Annotated in this window: 14 protein-coding genes; 2 read left to right on the forward strand and 12 right to left on the reverse strand. The window is 56.9% G+C overall.

The window, feature by feature from the left end; all coding sequences use genetic code 11:
- Positions 1-4: 4 nt before the first annotated feature.
- The 7 genes from rsxD to blr all read right to left on the reverse strand — a co-directional run bounded on the left by rsxD (position 5) and on the right by blr (position 5,404).
- The gene (gene rsxD / locus IM267_RS13335; RefSeq protein WP_107535226.1) at positions 5-1,057 is read right to left on the reverse strand and encodes an electron transport complex subunit RsxD; all 1,053 of its coding nucleotides are present in this window, start codon (positions 1,055-1,057) and stop codon (positions 5-7) included.
- Positions 1,058-3,079 carry an electron transport complex subunit RsxC gene (gene rsxC, locus IM267_RS13340; RefSeq protein WP_193033567.1) on the reverse strand — a complete coding sequence of 674 codons (2,022 nt, stop codon included), beginning with the start codon at positions 3,077-3,079 and terminating at the stop codon, positions 1,058-1,060. It abuts the gene before it with no gap.
- The gene (rsxB, locus tag IM267_RS13345; RefSeq protein ID WP_063866964.1) at positions 3,072-3,650 is read right to left on the reverse strand and encodes an electron transport complex subunit RsxB; all 579 of its coding nucleotides are present in this window, start codon (positions 3,648-3,650) and stop codon (positions 3,072-3,074) included. The genes rsxC and rsxB overlap by 8 nt, the downstream gene beginning before the upstream one ends.
- Positions 3,650-4,231 (reverse strand): electron transport complex subunit RsxA, encoded by a 582-nt coding sequence (gene rsxA, locus IM267_RS13350; protein WP_022647920.1) that lies wholly within the window; start codon positions 4,229-4,231, stop codon positions 3,650-3,652. Before rsxA ends, rsxB begins: the two co-directional genes overlap by 1 nt.
- A gap of 76 nt (positions 4,232-4,307) precedes the next feature.
- Positions 4,308-4,748 carry a DUF2569 domain-containing protein gene (locus IM267_RS13355; protein WP_017693547.1) on the reverse strand — a complete coding sequence of 147 codons (441 nt, stop codon included), beginning with the start codon at positions 4,746-4,748 and terminating at the stop codon, positions 4,308-4,310.
- Positions 4,749-4,833: 85 nt separating this feature from the next.
- The gene (gene ydgT / locus IM267_RS13360; protein WP_000217941.1) at positions 4,834-5,049 is read right to left on the reverse strand and encodes a transcription modulator YdgT; all 216 of its coding nucleotides are present in this window, start codon (positions 5,047-5,049) and stop codon (positions 4,834-4,836) included.
- 229 nt (positions 5,050-5,278) lie between these two features.
- The gene (gene blr / locus IM267_RS13365) at positions 5,279-5,404 is read right to left on the reverse strand and encodes a division septum protein Blr (protein ID WP_151884424.1); all 126 of its coding nucleotides are present in this window, start codon (positions 5,402-5,404) and stop codon (positions 5,279-5,281) included.
- Positions 5,405-5,643: 239 nt separating this feature from the next.
- On the opposite strand from blr, the gene IM267_RS13370 reads away from it, so the two are divergent.
- Positions 5,644-6,684, forward strand: coding sequence for an oxidoreductase (locus IM267_RS13370; RefSeq protein ID WP_107535228.1), 1,041 nt, complete (start codon positions 5,644-5,646; stop codon positions 6,682-6,684).
- A gap of 54 nt (positions 6,685-6,738) precedes the next feature.
- Here IM267_RS13370 and add read toward each other — a convergent pair whose 3' ends face one another.
- From add to malX, 3 genes are all read right to left on the reverse strand, one after another.
- Entirely contained in the window at positions 6,739-7,740 is a 1,002-nt protein-coding gene (gene add, locus IM267_RS13375; protein WP_063448903.1) for an adenosine deaminase, read from the reverse strand.
- Positions 7,741-7,836: 96 nt separating this feature from the next.
- Positions 7,837-9,009: a MalY/PatB family protein gene (locus IM267_RS13380; protein ID WP_193033568.1), complete on the reverse strand. Its 1,173-nt coding sequence runs from the start codon at positions 9,007-9,009 to the stop codon at positions 7,837-7,839.
- Positions 9,010-9,058: 49 nt separating this feature from the next.
- On the reverse strand, positions 9,059-10,651 hold the full coding sequence (gene malX / locus IM267_RS13385; RefSeq protein ID WP_193033569.1) for a maltose/glucose-specific PTS transporter subunit IIBC: 1,593 nt from the start codon (positions 10,649-10,651) through the stop codon (positions 9,059-9,061).
- A gap of 179 nt (positions 10,652-10,830) precedes the next feature.
- On the opposite strand from malX, the gene IM267_RS13390 reads away from it, so the two are divergent.
- Positions 10,831-11,859, forward strand: a complete 1,029-nt coding sequence (locus IM267_RS13390) for a Mal regulon transcriptional regulator MalI (protein WP_112792992.1) — start codon at positions 10,831-10,833, stop codon at positions 11,857-11,859.
- Between the two features lie 81 nt (positions 11,860-11,940).
- On the opposite strand, the gene IM267_RS13395 is transcribed toward IM267_RS13390, so the two are convergent.
- Entirely contained in the window at positions 11,941-13,467 is a 1,527-nt protein-coding gene (locus IM267_RS13395; RefSeq protein ID WP_193033570.1) for a YdgA family protein, read from the reverse strand.
- Between the two features lie 99 nt (positions 13,468-13,566).
- Positions 13,567-14,742: a mannose-6-phosphate isomerase gene (gene manA, locus IM267_RS13400; RefSeq protein ID WP_193033571.1), complete on the reverse strand. Its 1,176-nt coding sequence runs from the start codon at positions 14,740-14,742 to the stop codon at positions 13,567-13,569.
- Between the last annotated feature and the right edge of the window lie 159 nt (positions 14,743-14,901).

Consider the following 14,901-nt stretch of genomic DNA (forward strand, 5'->3'; position numbering starts at 1 on the left):
ACCCTTAGCGATGGCCGTACACGCGCGGACGCGTGTAGTAGTCGATGAGCGGAACGGTGATATTCGCCAGCAGCACGGCAAAAGCCACGCCGTCCGGATAGCCGCCAAAGCTGCGAATGAGCCAGACCATCAGGCCCGCCAGCGCGCCGAAAATCAGACGGCCACGGTTAGTGGTGGAGGCGGTAACCGGATCGGTCAGAATGAAGAATGCCCCGAGCATGGTCGCGCCGGAGAGCAGATGGAGCTGCGGGCTGGCCAGTGAATCCGGTGAAATAACCCAGCCGAGCGTCGAGCAGACGGCCAGCGTTACCAGGAAGCTCACCGGAATATGCCAGCGGATCGCTTTTTGTTGCAGCAGGAAGGCGCCGCCCAGGAGGTAGGCCAGATTGACCCACTGCCAGCCAGCGCCCGCCAGCACGCCGCTGAAAATGGAGGATTTCATCACCTGCTCAACGCTGTGACCGGCGCGCAGGGAGGTTTTGAAGGTATCAAGCGGGGTGGCCTGGCTGATACCGTCCACGCCCATGCGAAGCGCGTTCATATCCGCGCCCAGCGCGGTGTGGCCGGTAAAGATAACGTGCAGGGCATCCATAAAGCCGGGCACGGTGGCGGCGATCTCATGCGGCGGCAGCCAGCTGGTCATCTGTACCGGGAAGGAGATCAGCAGCACCACGTAGCCAATCATCGCCGGGTTAAACGGATTATGGCCCAGCCCGCCGTACAGCTGTTTAGCGATAATCACCGCAAATACCGTCCCCAGCACCACCATCCACCACGGGGCGAACGGCGGAATGCTGATGGCCAGCAGCAGACCGGTCAACAGGGCAGAGTTATCGCTCAGGATGCGCGTGACGTCCATTTTGCGCAGCTTCAGGATCGCGGCTTCTGCTGCAACGGCGCTGGCACAACCCAGAATCAACTGGAAAAGCGTACCCCAGCCGAAAAACCAACACTGAACGGCAATACCTGGCAGCGCGGCCAGGCACACCAGCATCATAATACGCGATGTCTGGCGCTGGTTATGGGTATACGGGGAACTTGCAATTCTGAAAACCATTTAATCCTCGTTAACGGCTTGCTGCGCGGCTTTCTTTGCCTGAACGCGCGCAATCGCGGCGGCGACTGCGGCTTTGCGTGGATCGTCGTTAGCGGCCGCAGGCAGGTCGTCCTGCTGCGCCGCTTTTCGTGCTTTCGCGCGGGCGATGGCCGCTTCAACGGCGGCTTTACGCGGGTCGACGGGCGCTTCACTCTCTTCGGCAGGCTGACTCTGCGCTGCTTTACGTGCTTTGGCGCGGGCGATGGCCGCTTCCACGGCCGCCTTGCGCGGATCCGTCGCTTCCTGTTCAACCACTACCGACTGCTGTCCGGCTTTGCGGGCTTTTGCACGGGCGATAGCCGCCTCCACCGCCGCTTTACGCGGGTCGATGTCGGCTTCCGGATTGGCGTTTTGCGCTTTCTCCGCCTGACGCGCTCGCGCTTCGGCTTTACGCGCTTCGCGGGCCGCAATCGCTTCGCTGTTGTCCGGCTTCTGTCCCGCCACGATCGCTACCGCCTGGGCGGCAGTGGCTTTTTTCTCGCGCACGCGGGCCAGGGCTGCGTTAATGGCGTCCTGATCTTTGGCCGCAGGCTGCACGGCGGCCTGCTTATGCCGTTCCTGACGGGCTTGTTTCTCGCGCTCCAGTCGCGCCTGGCGCGCTTCAAATCGGGCCTTCGCTTCAGCGGCACGTTTTTCTTCCATGGAGATCGCGTAGATTTCGGCTTTCTCCTGACGGAAGTACTGCACCAACGGAATATTGCTTGGGCAGACCCAGGCGCAGGCACCGCATTCAATGCAGTCAGCCAGGTTGTGCGCCTGAGCTTTATCGTGCAGCTGGCCTTTGCTGTACCAGTACAGCTGCTGCGGCAGCAAATCTGCCGGACACGCGTCCGCGCAGGCGCTACAGCGGATGCAGCCTTTCTCTTCCTGCGTTTCGCCCATCTCCGATGGGGAAGGGGCCAGCAGGCAGTTGGTAATCTTCACTACCGGCACGTCGAGCCACGGCAGGGTAAAGCCCATCAGCGGGCCGCCCATAATGACCATCTGATCGCTTCCCGGGCAGAAGTCCGCCTGTTCAAGCAGATGACGAACCGGCGTACCCAGACGCGCCCAGACGTTACCGGGACGGGAGACGGACTCGCCGGTCAGCGTGACGACGCGTTCGGTCAACGGCTCACCGTCGATGACCGCACGCTTCACCGCGTAAGCGGTACCCACGTTTTGCATCAGCACGCCGATGTCGGACGAACGGCCCCCGTGGGGTACCTGTTTACCGGTCAGGATCTGCGTCAGCTGCTTTGCCCCGCCGGACGGATATTTCGTCGGGATCACGCGCAGACCAATATCATGGCTGTCGGCCAGCACCGCGCGCAGCATCGAAATGGCCTGCGGTTTATTGTCCTCAATACCGATCAGCACCTCACGGGGTTGCAGAATATGCGCAAGGATGCGAATACCTTCCACCACCTGCGCCGCGCAGTCCTGCATCAGACGGTCATCGGCGGTAATGTACGGTTCGCACTCGGCGGCGTTGATAATCAGCGTTTCGATTTTATCGCCGCCACCGTGCAGCTTGACGCCGGTCGGGAAGCCAGCGCCCCCGAGACCCGCCACGCCGAACTGATGAATGCGTGCAATCAGCTCTTCACAGCTGCGGGCGCGGTAGTCGCTCCAGCCGTCACGATCGATCCAGCGGTCTTCGCCATCGGCTTCAATGATGACGCTCAGCTCAGACAACGCCGACGGATGGGCAACGGTATGGGGGGCAATGGACACCACCTTACCGGAAGTCGGGGCATGTATCGGCAGCATCCGGCCGCGACCAAAGGTCAGCGGCTGACCGCGAAGAACGCTATCGCCTTCCTTCACGCACAGTTCACCCTCAGCGCCGATGTGCTGTTTGAGTGGCATAACGTAACGGGTCGCCAGCGGGATCTGGCGCAGCGGCGTGCCGTTAGACTGCGATTTCATTTCCGGCGGATGAATACCGCCATCGAAATCCCAGATCTTCTCTTTTCTGAAAGCAGAAAATAACTTAAGCATGTTGTTCCACAGGAATATTGCGAACCGGAATGGTCTGAAGATCCCACTTCCAGTTTTCGGTAGTCGTTTCAACCGGGCGTAGTTCTATACACTGCGTCGGGCAGGGCGCCACGCAGAGATTACAGCCGGTGCACAGATCCGCCACAACGGTGTGCATCGCGCGCGTAGCGCCCACAATGGCGTCTACGGGACACGCCTGAATACATTTGGTGCAGCCGATGCAGTTGGCTTCGTCGATCACAGCAAGGGCACGGATGGGCTCCTGCGCCTGTTCATCGCCGTCGACAGGCTGCGGATCGACGTTAAGCAGCGCGGCAATTTTAAGCATGACGGCTTCGCCACCCGGCGCGCAGCGGTTGATCTTTTCTCCCTGCACGCCCACCGCCTCAGCGTAAGGGCGACAGCCAGGGTAGCCGCACTGCCCGCACTGGCTTTGCGGTAAAAGCTCATCAATTTTTTCAACAACCGGATCGTCCTCTACCGCAAAACGGCGGGAGGCATAACCCAGAATGACGCCAAAGACGAGTCCCAGTACGCTGATGGACGCGATGGCAATCCAGATAGCACTCATTACAACTTCACCAGACCACTAAAGCCCATAAAGGCCAGAGACATTAAACCGGCGGTCACCAGGGCGATGGCGTTACCGCGAAACGGCGCGGGAATATCCGCCGCTGCCAGACGTTCGCGAATCGACGCGAACAGGACCATAACAAAGGAGAAACCGACCGCCGCGGAAAAACCGTACAGCGCCGACTGCATGAAATTATGCCCAAGGTTGATGTTGAGCAGCGCCACGCCCAGCACCGCACAGTTAGTGGTGATGAGGGGCAAAAAGATGCCCAGCAGACGATACAGGGCAGGGCTGGTTTTTCGCACAACCATTTCGGTAAACTGCACCACGACCGCGATGACCAGGATAAAGGACAAGGTGCGCAGGTAAAGCATGTCCAGCGGGATCAGGATCCAGGTGTCAATCAGCCATGCGCAAATGGAGGCCATCGTCATCACGAAGGTGGTAGCCAGCCCCATGCCCATTGCCGTCTCCAGCTTTTTGGAGACGCCCATAAACGGGCACAGGCCAAGGAACTTCACCAGTACGAAGTTATTAACCAGCACAGTTCCGACAAAGAGCAGTAAGTAATCGGTCATTATTTAGCCTGAAATAAAATAGCCGCCTATTATCGGATAAACGACAACAGGCCACAACAGGTTAACTGTAAGGTTATTACGGGTTAACGAAGGTCTTCTTAACGCGCGTCGAACGCTTGAAATAGGGCACCAGAAGCGCCGTTGCCAGCAGCGGAAACAGGAGCTGGCGAACCGCCAGCGCGTCAGATACTGGCGAAAAAGCGAACGCTTTAACGGCCAGCAGCACGGAGACAAGCAGCCAGATAATATAATGTTTCGGCACGTTTTTGCGGCGCTTAAAGAAGGCGATGGTCAGCCACAGCGTGTAGTACCACATTGCGATCGCGAAAACGAACGACACAAACCACGTTGCAATATTAAGCGCACTCTGGGACATCAGCGTCTGAATAGCATGAGGCGTAACCAGTGCGGTGGTGTAAAGCAACAGCGCCAGCGATGCGCTTAATAGTGCCACCAGCAGCCATGCCAGCGGGGCGATTAACCAGCCCCCAATTCTTTCTCCAGGCAATGCGGTCATACGCTCTCCCATAGTCTGCGCGAAATGTTATACAGAAATTTGCAGGGCGGAGAGTATATAACATTTCGCGCCGAAGGCTACTTTCTTATACAACGTAACGCCAGACGGACTTAGGCACTTCCCCCACGTTGAACAGACGACCGCCGGAGACGAGTTCGGCGCGACGATGGTCAGCAGCGCGGTACATATTGATGATGTCCTGATTATCCGACAGCGTGTAGTTCAAATGGTCAAACAGTTTTTCCAGGCTTTCAAGGGAATTGATCTTGCGAAATTTTAATAAATAGTCCTGAACTGTCATATTAATAAGTTTCCATATAAAAGGGTAATACCCATAAAGGTAATGCGTTCGAATAATAAACGGATTAATAAAGACGTAAACTGTCCACTCGGGTAACGCGACGAAATTAGGAGTTTTCTTTGCGAAGAATCAGGCATCAGCAGATGCCTGGAAGAGAAGGGTAACCCCGTTCATTACGGCTGGCAATACGTACCATAACGTAATGTGTCACGCTTTATGACGGTATGGCTTACTTTTGTTGTGCGACAGTGACGGGCTCCGGCGGCTGGTAGTTATCGATATGGCTGGCAATGCCAAGCAACACGACCGAAACCCCAAGGACAATCCATCCCGCTAATTCAATGATTCGATTAATTATTGACGTCATAATTTGTGTTTGTAATTTATCCATAAATACAGATTACAAATGTTACAGCGCCCTTTTCTCCAGAGCAAGCGCTTTGGGAACGATTCCTCGTGACAATATGTCTCCTTTAATGCGGCGTTACAAAAAAACGTTTCCGCGGGATGCTATTTTAACGCACAGGGCACATTATTAATCTGTGCGATAAGCACAGGGCCAGTGATAAATAAGCGCACAGCGAGGGGCACACGATGAGTGAAAACATCCGCGTCGGTCTTATTGGCTACGGGTACGCAAGTAAAACCTTTCATGCACCTCTGATTGCCGGCACGCCGGGCATGGCGCTGGCGGCTATTTCAAGCAGCGATGAAGCCAAAGTCCACGCCGACTGGCCCACCGTGCCGGTGGTGACGGAGCCTAAGCATCTGTTTAACGATCCTAATATTGACCTTATTGTTATCCCTACCCCTAACGACACCCACTTCCCGCTGGCGAAAGCGGCGCTGGAGGCGGGTAAACACGTTGTCGTCGATAAGCCCTTTACCGTGACGTTGTCACAGGCGCGAGAGCTGGACGCGCTGGCGCGAAGCCTGGGGCGGTTATTGTCGGTCTTTCACAACCGGCGCTGGGACAGCGATTTCCTGACGGTGAAAGCGCTGCTGAGCGAAGGCACGCTCGGGGAAATTGCCTATTTTGAATCGCACTTCGATCGTTATCGTCCGCAGGTGCGTGACCGCTGGCGCGAGCAGGCGGGGCCGGGCAGCGGCATCTGGTATGACTTAGCGCCGCATCTGCTCGATCAGGCCGTCCATCTGTTTGGTCTGCCCGTGAGCATGACGGTCGATTTAGCGCAGCTCAGGCCGGGCGCGGAGACAACCGACTATTTTCACGCGATTTTAAGCTATCCTCAGCGCCGCATCGTGCTGCACGGGACAATGCTTGCGGCTGCGGAATCGGCCCGCTATATCCTTCACGGGGCGCGCGGCAGCTACGTGAAGTTCGGCCTAGATCCCCAGGAAGAGCGCCTCAAAAATGGCGAACGCTTACCGCAGGAGGACTGGGGCTACGACATGCGGGACGGGGTGGTGACGCGTGCGGAGGGCGAGACGCTGGTTGAGGAAACGGTGTTGACCCTGCCGGGGAATTACCCGGCCTACTACGCTGCAATCCGTGACGCGCTGAACGGTTCAGGTGAAAATCCGGTTCCGGCGAGCCAGGCCATCCAGATTATGGAGCTCATCGAGCTGGGGATCGAATCTGCCAGACATCGCGCCACGCTCTGTCTGGCATAGGTGTTAAATACGTTTGTAGGCCGGGTAAGGCGTAGCCGCCCCCCGGCAAAGGGTTTATGCGGTCGCCACCTTATCCCGAAGCGCCTGTTTCTCTTCAGGCGTCAGGAAGGCAATTTCCAGCCCGTTGATTTGTGCCTGACGGATCTGCTCGCGGCTCAGTCCGGCCTGCGGTGCGGCGACAGTGTATTCATGAATAATATCCACGCCCTGAACGGCCGGATCGTCCGTGTTCAGTGAAGCGAGAACCCCGTGTTCCAGGAAGGTTTTCAGCGGGTGTTGCGCCAGCGATGCCACCGTACTGGTCTGAATATTGGAGGTCAGGCAGGATTCAATTCCGATACGTTGCTCTGCGAGGAAATCCATCAGCGCACGATCTTCAATCGCCTTCACGCCGTGACCGATACGTTCCGCACCCAGCTCACGAATGGCCTGCCAGATGCTTTCCGGCCCCGCGGCTTCACCCGCATGAACGGTAATGTGCCAGCCGGCATCACGTGCGCGGTTGAAATGAGACAGGAACAGGCTGCCCGGGAAGCCCAGCTCGTCACCGGCGAGGTCGATGGCGGTGATCTGGTCGCGATGCGCCAGTAACGCCTCCAGCTCCTGAAGACAGGCCGCTTCACCGAAGGTACGGCTCATAATGCCGATTAAACGCGCCTGAACGTCAAAGGTTTTGCAGCCTTCACGCACGCCTTCAATGACCGCTTCAACCACGCCCGCCACGGGCAGGTTGTGGGTCATCGCCATATAGCCCGGGGAGAAACGCAGCTCGACATAGTGCAGGCCGTTGCGTGCGGCATCTTCAATGTTTTCAAAGGCGACACGGCGACAGGCATCGAGCGAGGCCAGCATCTTCACGCCCCAGTCGAGCTTGCTCAGGAAACTCACCAGATCCGGCTCGTTCGACGTGACCTGGACATGGGGGATCAAGGTTTCAAGCGTTTCAGCAGGAAGCGTCAAATTGAACTGGCGGCCAAGATCGAGAATGGTTTGGGCACGAATGTTGCCGTCAAGATGGCGGTGAATATCGGTTAAAGGCAGGCGTGTATCAATCATGGTCGCACTCTTTGCTGGTTAAAGTGCGCCATATTATAAAAACAAAACGGGGTAAAAAGCTATTTGCGCAAGGGAATATTCCGTTGCGCAAATAATTTACAGCAGCGTGTTGATGCCCGCGATGAGGCGCTGAACGCCCTGTTCAAGCTTACTACGGGGGCAACCCGCATTCAGACGAACGTAGCCTGTTCCTTCTGCTCCATAGGTATATCCCGGCATGATGGCCACTTTTTGCTGCTCAATCAGCACCTTTTGCAGCGTATTGTCGTCAATACCGAGCGGGCTGAGGTCGATCCAGGCGAGATAGGTAGCCTCAGGCGGTTGCCAGCTGAGTGCCGGAAAGGCGGTATTCAGTTCGTCAGCAATATAGCGCAGATTTTCTGCAAGATATGCCCGCAGCGCATCCAGCCAGGGTTCGCCCTGCCGATAAGCCGCAATGTGTGCGGTCAGTGCCAGCACGGAAGGGGAAGAGAGCCCGTCCCGGCCTTTTAATGCATTCAGATAGGCGTTACGGCTGTCGTTATCGGCGATGAGCCCGTAGGCGCCCGTCAGCGCCGGAATGTTGAAGCTTTTGGATCCCGAGGTCAGCAGCGCCCATTTGCCACTCGCCACCTCATTCCAGGGCGTATGGCGATGCGTTCCCCATACCATATCCATATGAATTTCGTCGCTGATTACCGCCACATCGTATCGTCTGCAAAGCGCCGCCATTGTGGCCAGCTCGTCCCGCGTCCACACTTTGCCGGTCGGGTTTTGCGGGCTACACAGCAGCAAAATCGTGTTTTCCGGTTTTGCCAGCGCCGCTTCCAGCGCGGCCATATTGCCGTCCCAGCCATGCCCCGTTTTCTGCATCGGCACGGAAACAACGTTACGCTGGTTGCCTTCGACCGCTTTGTAAAACGCATCATAAGCCGGAGTATGAACCACCACGCCGTCGCCAGGCGAGGACCAGATGCGGATCAGCTCAGAGACCATATAAATAACCGACGGTCCATACACCACGGTTTCGCTATCAATCTGACTGTTAAAGCGTTGCCGGAACCAGTGCGCTACGGCGGCCAGGAAGTCGTCATTTTTCCAGCGACTGTAGCCAAACACCCCGTGGTTAATTCGCTGGTGCAGCGCTTCGGTAATGCAGGGGGCGGTGGCAAAATCCATATCAGAGATGGTGAAGGGCAGCAGGTCGGCAGCGCCAAAACGGTCGGCGACATAATCCCACTGGGTACACCAGGTGCCGTGTCGATCCACGACGGTAGAAAAATCAAACATGACGGTGCTCCGTAAAGTAAAACCCCCTCATGACGAGGGGGGCGAGGCATCAGGCTTCGACGGTTCGCATCAGGGTTGCCAGCTCATCCTTCACTGACTGAACCTGCGGGCCAATGACGACCTGCAAATTGTGTTGATTTAACTGTACCACGCCGATAGCCCGGTTAGCTTTAAGGGCGTTGGTGTCCACTTTCGACATGTCTGCCACCGACAGGCGCAGGCGGGTGATGCAGTTATCCAGAGAGGTGATGTTATCCGCACCGCCGAGCGCTGCCAGAATAGCCGGCGTGTTATAGCCGGATTTACCCACGGTTCCGGCTACCGCCTGTTCAACGCTGGTGGCCGTATCGGCATCGCGGCCTGGCGTTTTCAGGTTAAAGCGGGTGATGGCGAAGCGGAAGATCCCGTAGTACACCGCAAACCAGATGGCCGCCACTACCGGCACCAGATACCACTTGGTAGACAGGCCGTGCAGGATACCGAACACCACGAAGTCGATCACGTTGCCGTCGGTATTGCCGATGGTGACGCCCAGCACCGCCATCACGGTGAAGCCCAGGCCGGTCAGCACGGCGTGAATGAGGTACAGCACCGGCGCTACGAACAGGAACAGGAACTCGATAGGCTCGGTAGTGCCGCCTACGACGCAGGCGATCACGCCGGAAATCAGCAGGCCTTTAATTTTATGACGGTTTTCTGGACGGGCGCAGTGGTACATCGCCAGCGCCGCGCCGGGCAGACCGCCGAGGAAGGCAGGCATTTTACCCTGTGACAGGAAACGGGTCGCGCTTTCAGAGAAGCCGTGCGTGGTCGGGCAGCTCAGCTGCGCCTGGAAGATGGTCAGCGCGCCGCTTACGGAATGGCCGCAGACGTCCATGGTGCCGCCCGCTTCGGTAAAGCGGATCAGCGCAACCAGAATGTGCTGTAGGCCGAACGGCAGCAGCAGACGTTCGCCCGTGCCGAAAATCATCGGTCCGAAATCACCCGCGCCGTTGATAATGCGGCCAATACCGGCAATCCCCATCGCAAAAACGGGCCAAATCAGGGGGATGATCAGGCCAAACAGCCCCATCACAACCAGCGTAATAATTGGCACAAAGCGGGTGCCGCCGAAGAAGGCCAGCGCATCGGGCAGGCGGATGTTATGGAAGCGCTCGTGCAGCATCCAGATGATCACCCCGGCGATCACGGCTCCCAGGATCCCGGTGTCGATGGACTGAATGCCGATCACGCTCTGAATGTTATTGGCTTTCAGTACGGCCACGTCGGTCGTCGGCAGTATGCCTTTCGCGGTCAGCCAGAAGTTAACCGCAAGGTTCATGACCGCATAGCCCACGAAGCCCGCAAAGGCCGCCACGCCTTTATTTTCGCGCGCCAGGCCCAGAGGGATGGCGATACAGAACATCACCGGCAGGAAACTGAAGGCAAACGATCCGACCTTGCTCATCCAGATGAAGATCGCCTGAAGTACCGGATTTCCCAGGAAAGGGATCAGGGTAATGACATCGTGGCTGCTTAACGAACTGCCGATCCCCAGCATGATCCCGCAAAAGGAGAGAAGTGCCACGGGCAGCATAAAGGTCTTACCCAGTTGCTGGAAAAACTCCCACAGCGATATTTTTTGTGCTGCTTTCGTCGTCATAAAACGACTCCTTAAATGGTAGAAAGAGATTTAACGGCCTCGATGCAGCGAGAAGATAAAACGTTTTATCAAGCTTTAGTGCGCGCTAAATCACATTCTCAGGCTTTTACTGGTAGTATAAAGATAACGTATTGATAAAACGTTTTAGCGTTCTCATTATCAGGGAGTCACGCCACCACATGGCTGTAGCGAAAAAGATCACCATCAACGATGTCGCGCTGGCGGCGGGGGTTTCCGTCAGCACCGTTTCGCTGGTACTGAGCGGAAAGGGACGCATCTCTCCTGCAACGGGTCAGCGCGTCAACGAGGCCGTTGAGCAGCTGGGCTTTGTGCGAAATCGCCAGGCGTCGGCGCTGCGCGGCGGGCAAAGCGGGGTGATAGGGCTGATCGTTCGCGACCTCACGTCGCCGTTTTATGCAGAACTGACCGCGGGGCTTACCGAGGCGCTTGAAGCGCAGGGGCGAATGGTGTTTCTGCTCCACGGTGGGCGCGAACCGGAGCAGCTGCTCTCCAGGCTGGATATGCTGCTGACGCAAGGGGTGGATGGGGTGATAGTGGCCGGTGCGTCCGGCGTGGGCAGCGAACTCTGTGAGCGCGCCGCGCAGAAAGGCGTACCGCTGGTGTTTGCGTCGCGCGCCAGCTATCTCGACGAAGCCGATACCCTTCGCCCGGATAACATGCAGGCCGCGCAAATGCTGACCGAACATCTTATTCATCGCGGCCATCAGCGTATCGCCTGGCTCGGTGGTAAAAGTTCGTCCCTCACGCGTGCCGAGCGGGTGGGCGGTTACTGCTCCACGCTCATCAAATACGGCCTACCGTTTCACAGCGAATGGGTGGTGGAGTGCGAATCCAGCCAGAAGAAAGCCGCAGAAGCCATCGGCACGTTGCTCCGCACCAGCCCGACAATCAGCGCGGTGATTTGCTATAACGATGTGATTGCGATGGGGGCGTGGTTCGGCTTGATCCGCGCCGGACGCCAGAGCGGTGAGGGCGGGGTAGAAACCTTCTTTGGTCACCAGGTGGCGCTCGGGGCGTTTGCCGATGTGGGTGAAAATGCGCTGGACGATCTCCCCATCGTCTGGGCGACGACGCCGGCTCGTGAAATGGGGTACACCCTCGCGGACAGGATCATGCAGCGGATCGAGAAGGCGGACGTGCAGGCCGGGCATCAGATTGTGGCGGCGCGGTTAGTGACAGTGAAGTGACGCAGGCTCAGAATCGTAGGCCGGGTAAGGCGTAGCCGCCACCCGGCAATAAAAAACCCCTCGTGCGAGGGGTTTTGTCATTTACTGCTGCGGTACTGCCGGCGGCGCTGCCGGTTCAGCCGGCGCCGGAATGCCCAGCGTCGGCATACCAAACATGCCGACAAAATCTTCCAGCGGCATTTTGTCGCCGTTGAGCGTTACCTGACCATTAGCATATTGCAGGCTGGTGGAAATGGTGTTGTCTTCCACTTTCGTGATGCGGAACATCTGGCCCATCGCCGCCAGGCCTTTCACCTGCTGGTTCGCCAGTTTGCCTGCATCCTCTTCACCATAACCTTCAAGCTTCGCAATCTGCGTCATGAACTCGGTCGCCATATCCATTGGGATAGTCAGCTTGCTGTCGAGCGACTTCACGCTGCGGTCAACTTCCTGCGCCAGGGTCTGGGGCTCGCCGGTAGCGGCTGCCGGATCCTTCAGGAACAGCGACAGGTTGAAGTTGGTTTCGCCCTTGTCGTTTTTCCAGCTCAGTGGCGCAACGGTAATTACCGGCTCGCCTTTCAGCAGGATCGGCAGGTTATTAAACAGCACCGCCATCGCCTGCTGCTGGTACGCCTGCGGGTTCTGTTGCAGGGCGGCATCGGTCAGCAGAGCCTGGCTCTCTTTGCTGTATTTCTGGCTAAATGCGTGCCATGCCTGGCCGTCAATGTTGCCGATTTTCAGTGACAGCTTGCCGGTACCCAGGTCCTGATTTTGAACCTTCAGGCTTTTCAGGCTGTAATCCAGCTGGGTGTTGATGCTTTTGCCGTCTTTGGACACGTCCGATTTGCCGTCAAGATCCATGCCTTCCAGCACCGCCATCTCTTTGCCTTCAATCGCAATGGCGATCTTATCGAGGCTCAACTTCTGGTCGCCAATACGCTCGTCAAAATCGGTCATGCGGCTGTTGCCGCTGGCCTTCAGGTTGTTAAAGGTGAGCTGAACTTTCTGGTTATATTCATTAACTGAATTCACCAGGCCGCTTTCAGCATCGCCTGTCAGGGAGACATTCTTGCCGTCACGATCGGCGTCAAGCTTGAAATTACCGCCGCTGAAAGCGACTTTATCGGTGCCTTGTTCGTAATTCAGCGCTTTCAGGTCGATGTCGGAATGCGTATCGCCGGCATAGCTGATGCGGGTATTGATCTCAAACGGCGAGGTATTTTTCGCCATATCGAATAGCGGCTTCGTCACCTCATTATTGACCAGTACGGTTCTGGCTGATGCCATGGAGGGGATCAGGTTAAATTTCTTCAACTGCGCCAGCGGGAACGGACCGTGGCTGACCACCTCATCCAGCACCACGCTCTGGCCCGGTTTCAGCCAGGCGTTCTGATTACCCGCAACCGGCTTCACCACCACCTGCATATGGCTGGTAAACACGCCGCGCTGGTAATTCTGGTAGCTCAGCTCCAGGCCTGCTTCAGGCGCGCTGCGCTTAATCTCGCTGTTTGCCTGCGCCATCATCTCTGCCAGACGGCTTTCCAGCTGTTTCCCGGTATACCAGGAAGCACCCGTCCAGATCACGCCTAAAGCAACAATCACTCCTACCGCTACGACCGATTTTTTCATTGCGATTATCCCTAAAATGAAACCAGGCGGTCAAAACCGCCTGGTGTTACAACGCCTGTTACTAGCTTAGCAAGAGTTGTTAAAAAATTCAGTAAGTCCCTAAAGCTTATTAAAAACGCGCGCCAGACGGCCAGTGCCGCTCACGAAGACAGGCGACTCGTTTGCCGGAACAAAAGCGGATTCCCCCGGCTTGAGCACCAGACGCTCGCTACCGTTATGCAAGGTCGCTTCACCTTCCACGCAGAACAGGATCGCCGCGCTCTCCTGCGCAATGGCGGTTTCGTCTGCGCTAAGGTCGTGCAGGGAGAAGGCAAAATCGTCAACCGGGATCGGGAAGTCCAGCTCTGCGCCATTTTTCACCGGCTGAGTAAGCAGCTCCGCAGCAGGTTTCGCCTCGAACTTCACGTTGGCAACCAGCTCAGGGATGTCGATGTATTTAGGCGTCAGGCCCGCGCGTAGCACGTTATCGGAGTTAGCCATCACCTCCAGCGCCACGCCGTTCAGGTAGGCGTGCGGGGTTTCAGCGAACAGGAACATCGCTTCGCCCGGATTGAGCTTCACCACGTTCAGCAGCAGCGGAGAGAAGAGGCCGCTGTCGTCCGGGTAAAACGCCGAAATCACGCGAATGGTCTCCCATGGCTCACCCTGCTGGCCGTTCAGCGCGGCTTTCAGCACCGCCAGCGCGTGGGATTTTTCCTCGCCCTGCATATTCAGCAGGCTGGAAAACAGCGCGCTCAGGGCTTCCGCGGTAGGGTTCTCCAGGAAGTGGGCGATAGCCTTATGCGCTCCGGCGACCGGTTGCAGCAGAGAAATAATCTCGGAAAACTCGCGGAAGGCATTCATCGCCAGGAAAGGAGTGAGGGCGAACACCAGTTCCGGCTTGTGGTTAGGATCTTTGTAGTTACGTTCTGCCGCGTCTAACGGAATACCTGCGGCATTTTCTTTAGCAAACCCGATTTCAGATGCTTTTTTGTTTGGATGAACCTGAATGGAGAGCGGCTGATCGGCACACAGTACCTTGAACAGAAACGGCAATTCACCAAAACGATTTGCCACTTTATCGCCGAGCAGCGCGGCCTTGTCGGCGTCGATGATGTCACGCAGGCTGCGAACCTGGCCGCTGGCATCTTCTATTTTTGAGCTGCTCTTCGGGTGCGCGCCCATCCACAGCTCTGCCATCGGCAGATTGTCCGGGTTGGCGATACCGTAGAGATCCGTTAACGCAGTTTTACTTCCCCAGGCGTAGTTTTGCACTGAGTTGATGAGTTTTTGCATTATCAAGCCCTGATTCAAATGTGGAATTAACTCCGGGTATTAAAGCAATAAACCGGATGGAAGTAACCTGCGGATGTAAAAAGTCGTACTAGTCTCAGTTTTTGTTAAAAAATTGTGTAGGATAAGCTGACTCGCTTTTAAGCCGGGCAGCGGAACATC

This window comes from Enterobacter cloacae complex sp. P15RS (genome assembly GCF_014895905.1).
GTDB classification, from domain to species: Bacteria; Pseudomonadota; Gammaproteobacteria; order Enterobacterales; family Enterobacteriaceae; genus Enterobacter; species Enterobacter quasihormaechei.

Bases quoted from the DNA above. Each gene is read 5' to 3' on its own strand.
- malX (WP_193033569.1), bottom strand. From the start codon at position 10,651: ATGACGACGAAAGCAGCACAAAAAATATCGCTGTGGGAGTTTTTCCAG.
- add (WP_063448903.1), bottom strand. From the start codon at position 7,740: ATGATTGATACACGCCTGCCTTTAACCGATATTCACCGCCATCTTGAC.
- IM267_RS13395 (WP_193033570.1), bottom strand. From the start codon at position 13,467: ATGAAAAAATCGGTCGTAGCGGTAGGAGTGATTGTTGCTTTAGGCGTG.
- rsxC (WP_193033567.1), bottom strand. From the start codon at position 3,079: ATGCTTAAGTTATTTTCTGCTTTCAGAAAAGAGAAGATCTGGGATTTC.
- IM267_RS13390 (WP_112792992.1), top strand. From the start codon at position 10,831: ATGGCTGTAGCGAAAAAGATCACCATCAACGATGTCGCGCTGGCGGCG.
- rsxA (WP_022647920.1), bottom strand. From the start codon at position 4,231: ATGACCGATTACTTACTGCTCTTTGTCGGAACTGTGCTGGTTAATAAC.
- IM267_RS13380 (WP_193033568.1), bottom strand. From the start codon at position 9,009: ATGTTTGATTTTTCTACCGTCGTGGATCGACACGGCACCTGGTGTACC.
- manA (WP_193033571.1), bottom strand. From the start codon at position 14,742: ATGCAAAAACTCATCAACTCAGTGCAAAACTACGCCTGGGGAAGTAAA.
- ydgT (WP_000217941.1), bottom strand. From the start codon at position 5,049: ATGACAGTTCAGGACTATTTATTAAAATTTCGCAAGATCAATTCCCTT.
- rsxB (WP_063866964.1), bottom strand. From the start codon at position 3,650: ATGAGTGCTATCTGGATTGCCATCGCGTCCATCAGCGTACTGGGACTC.
- IM267_RS13370 (WP_107535228.1), top strand. From the start codon at position 5,644: ATGAGTGAAAACATCCGCGTCGGTCTTATTGGCTACGGGTACGCAAGT.
- IM267_RS13355 (WP_017693547.1), bottom strand. From the start codon at position 4,748: ATGACCGCATTGCCTGGAGAAAGAATTGGGGGCTGGTTAATCGCCCCG.
- rsxD (WP_107535226.1), bottom strand. From the start codon at position 1,057: ATGGTTTTCAGAATTGCAAGTTCCCCGTATACCCATAACCAGCGCCAG.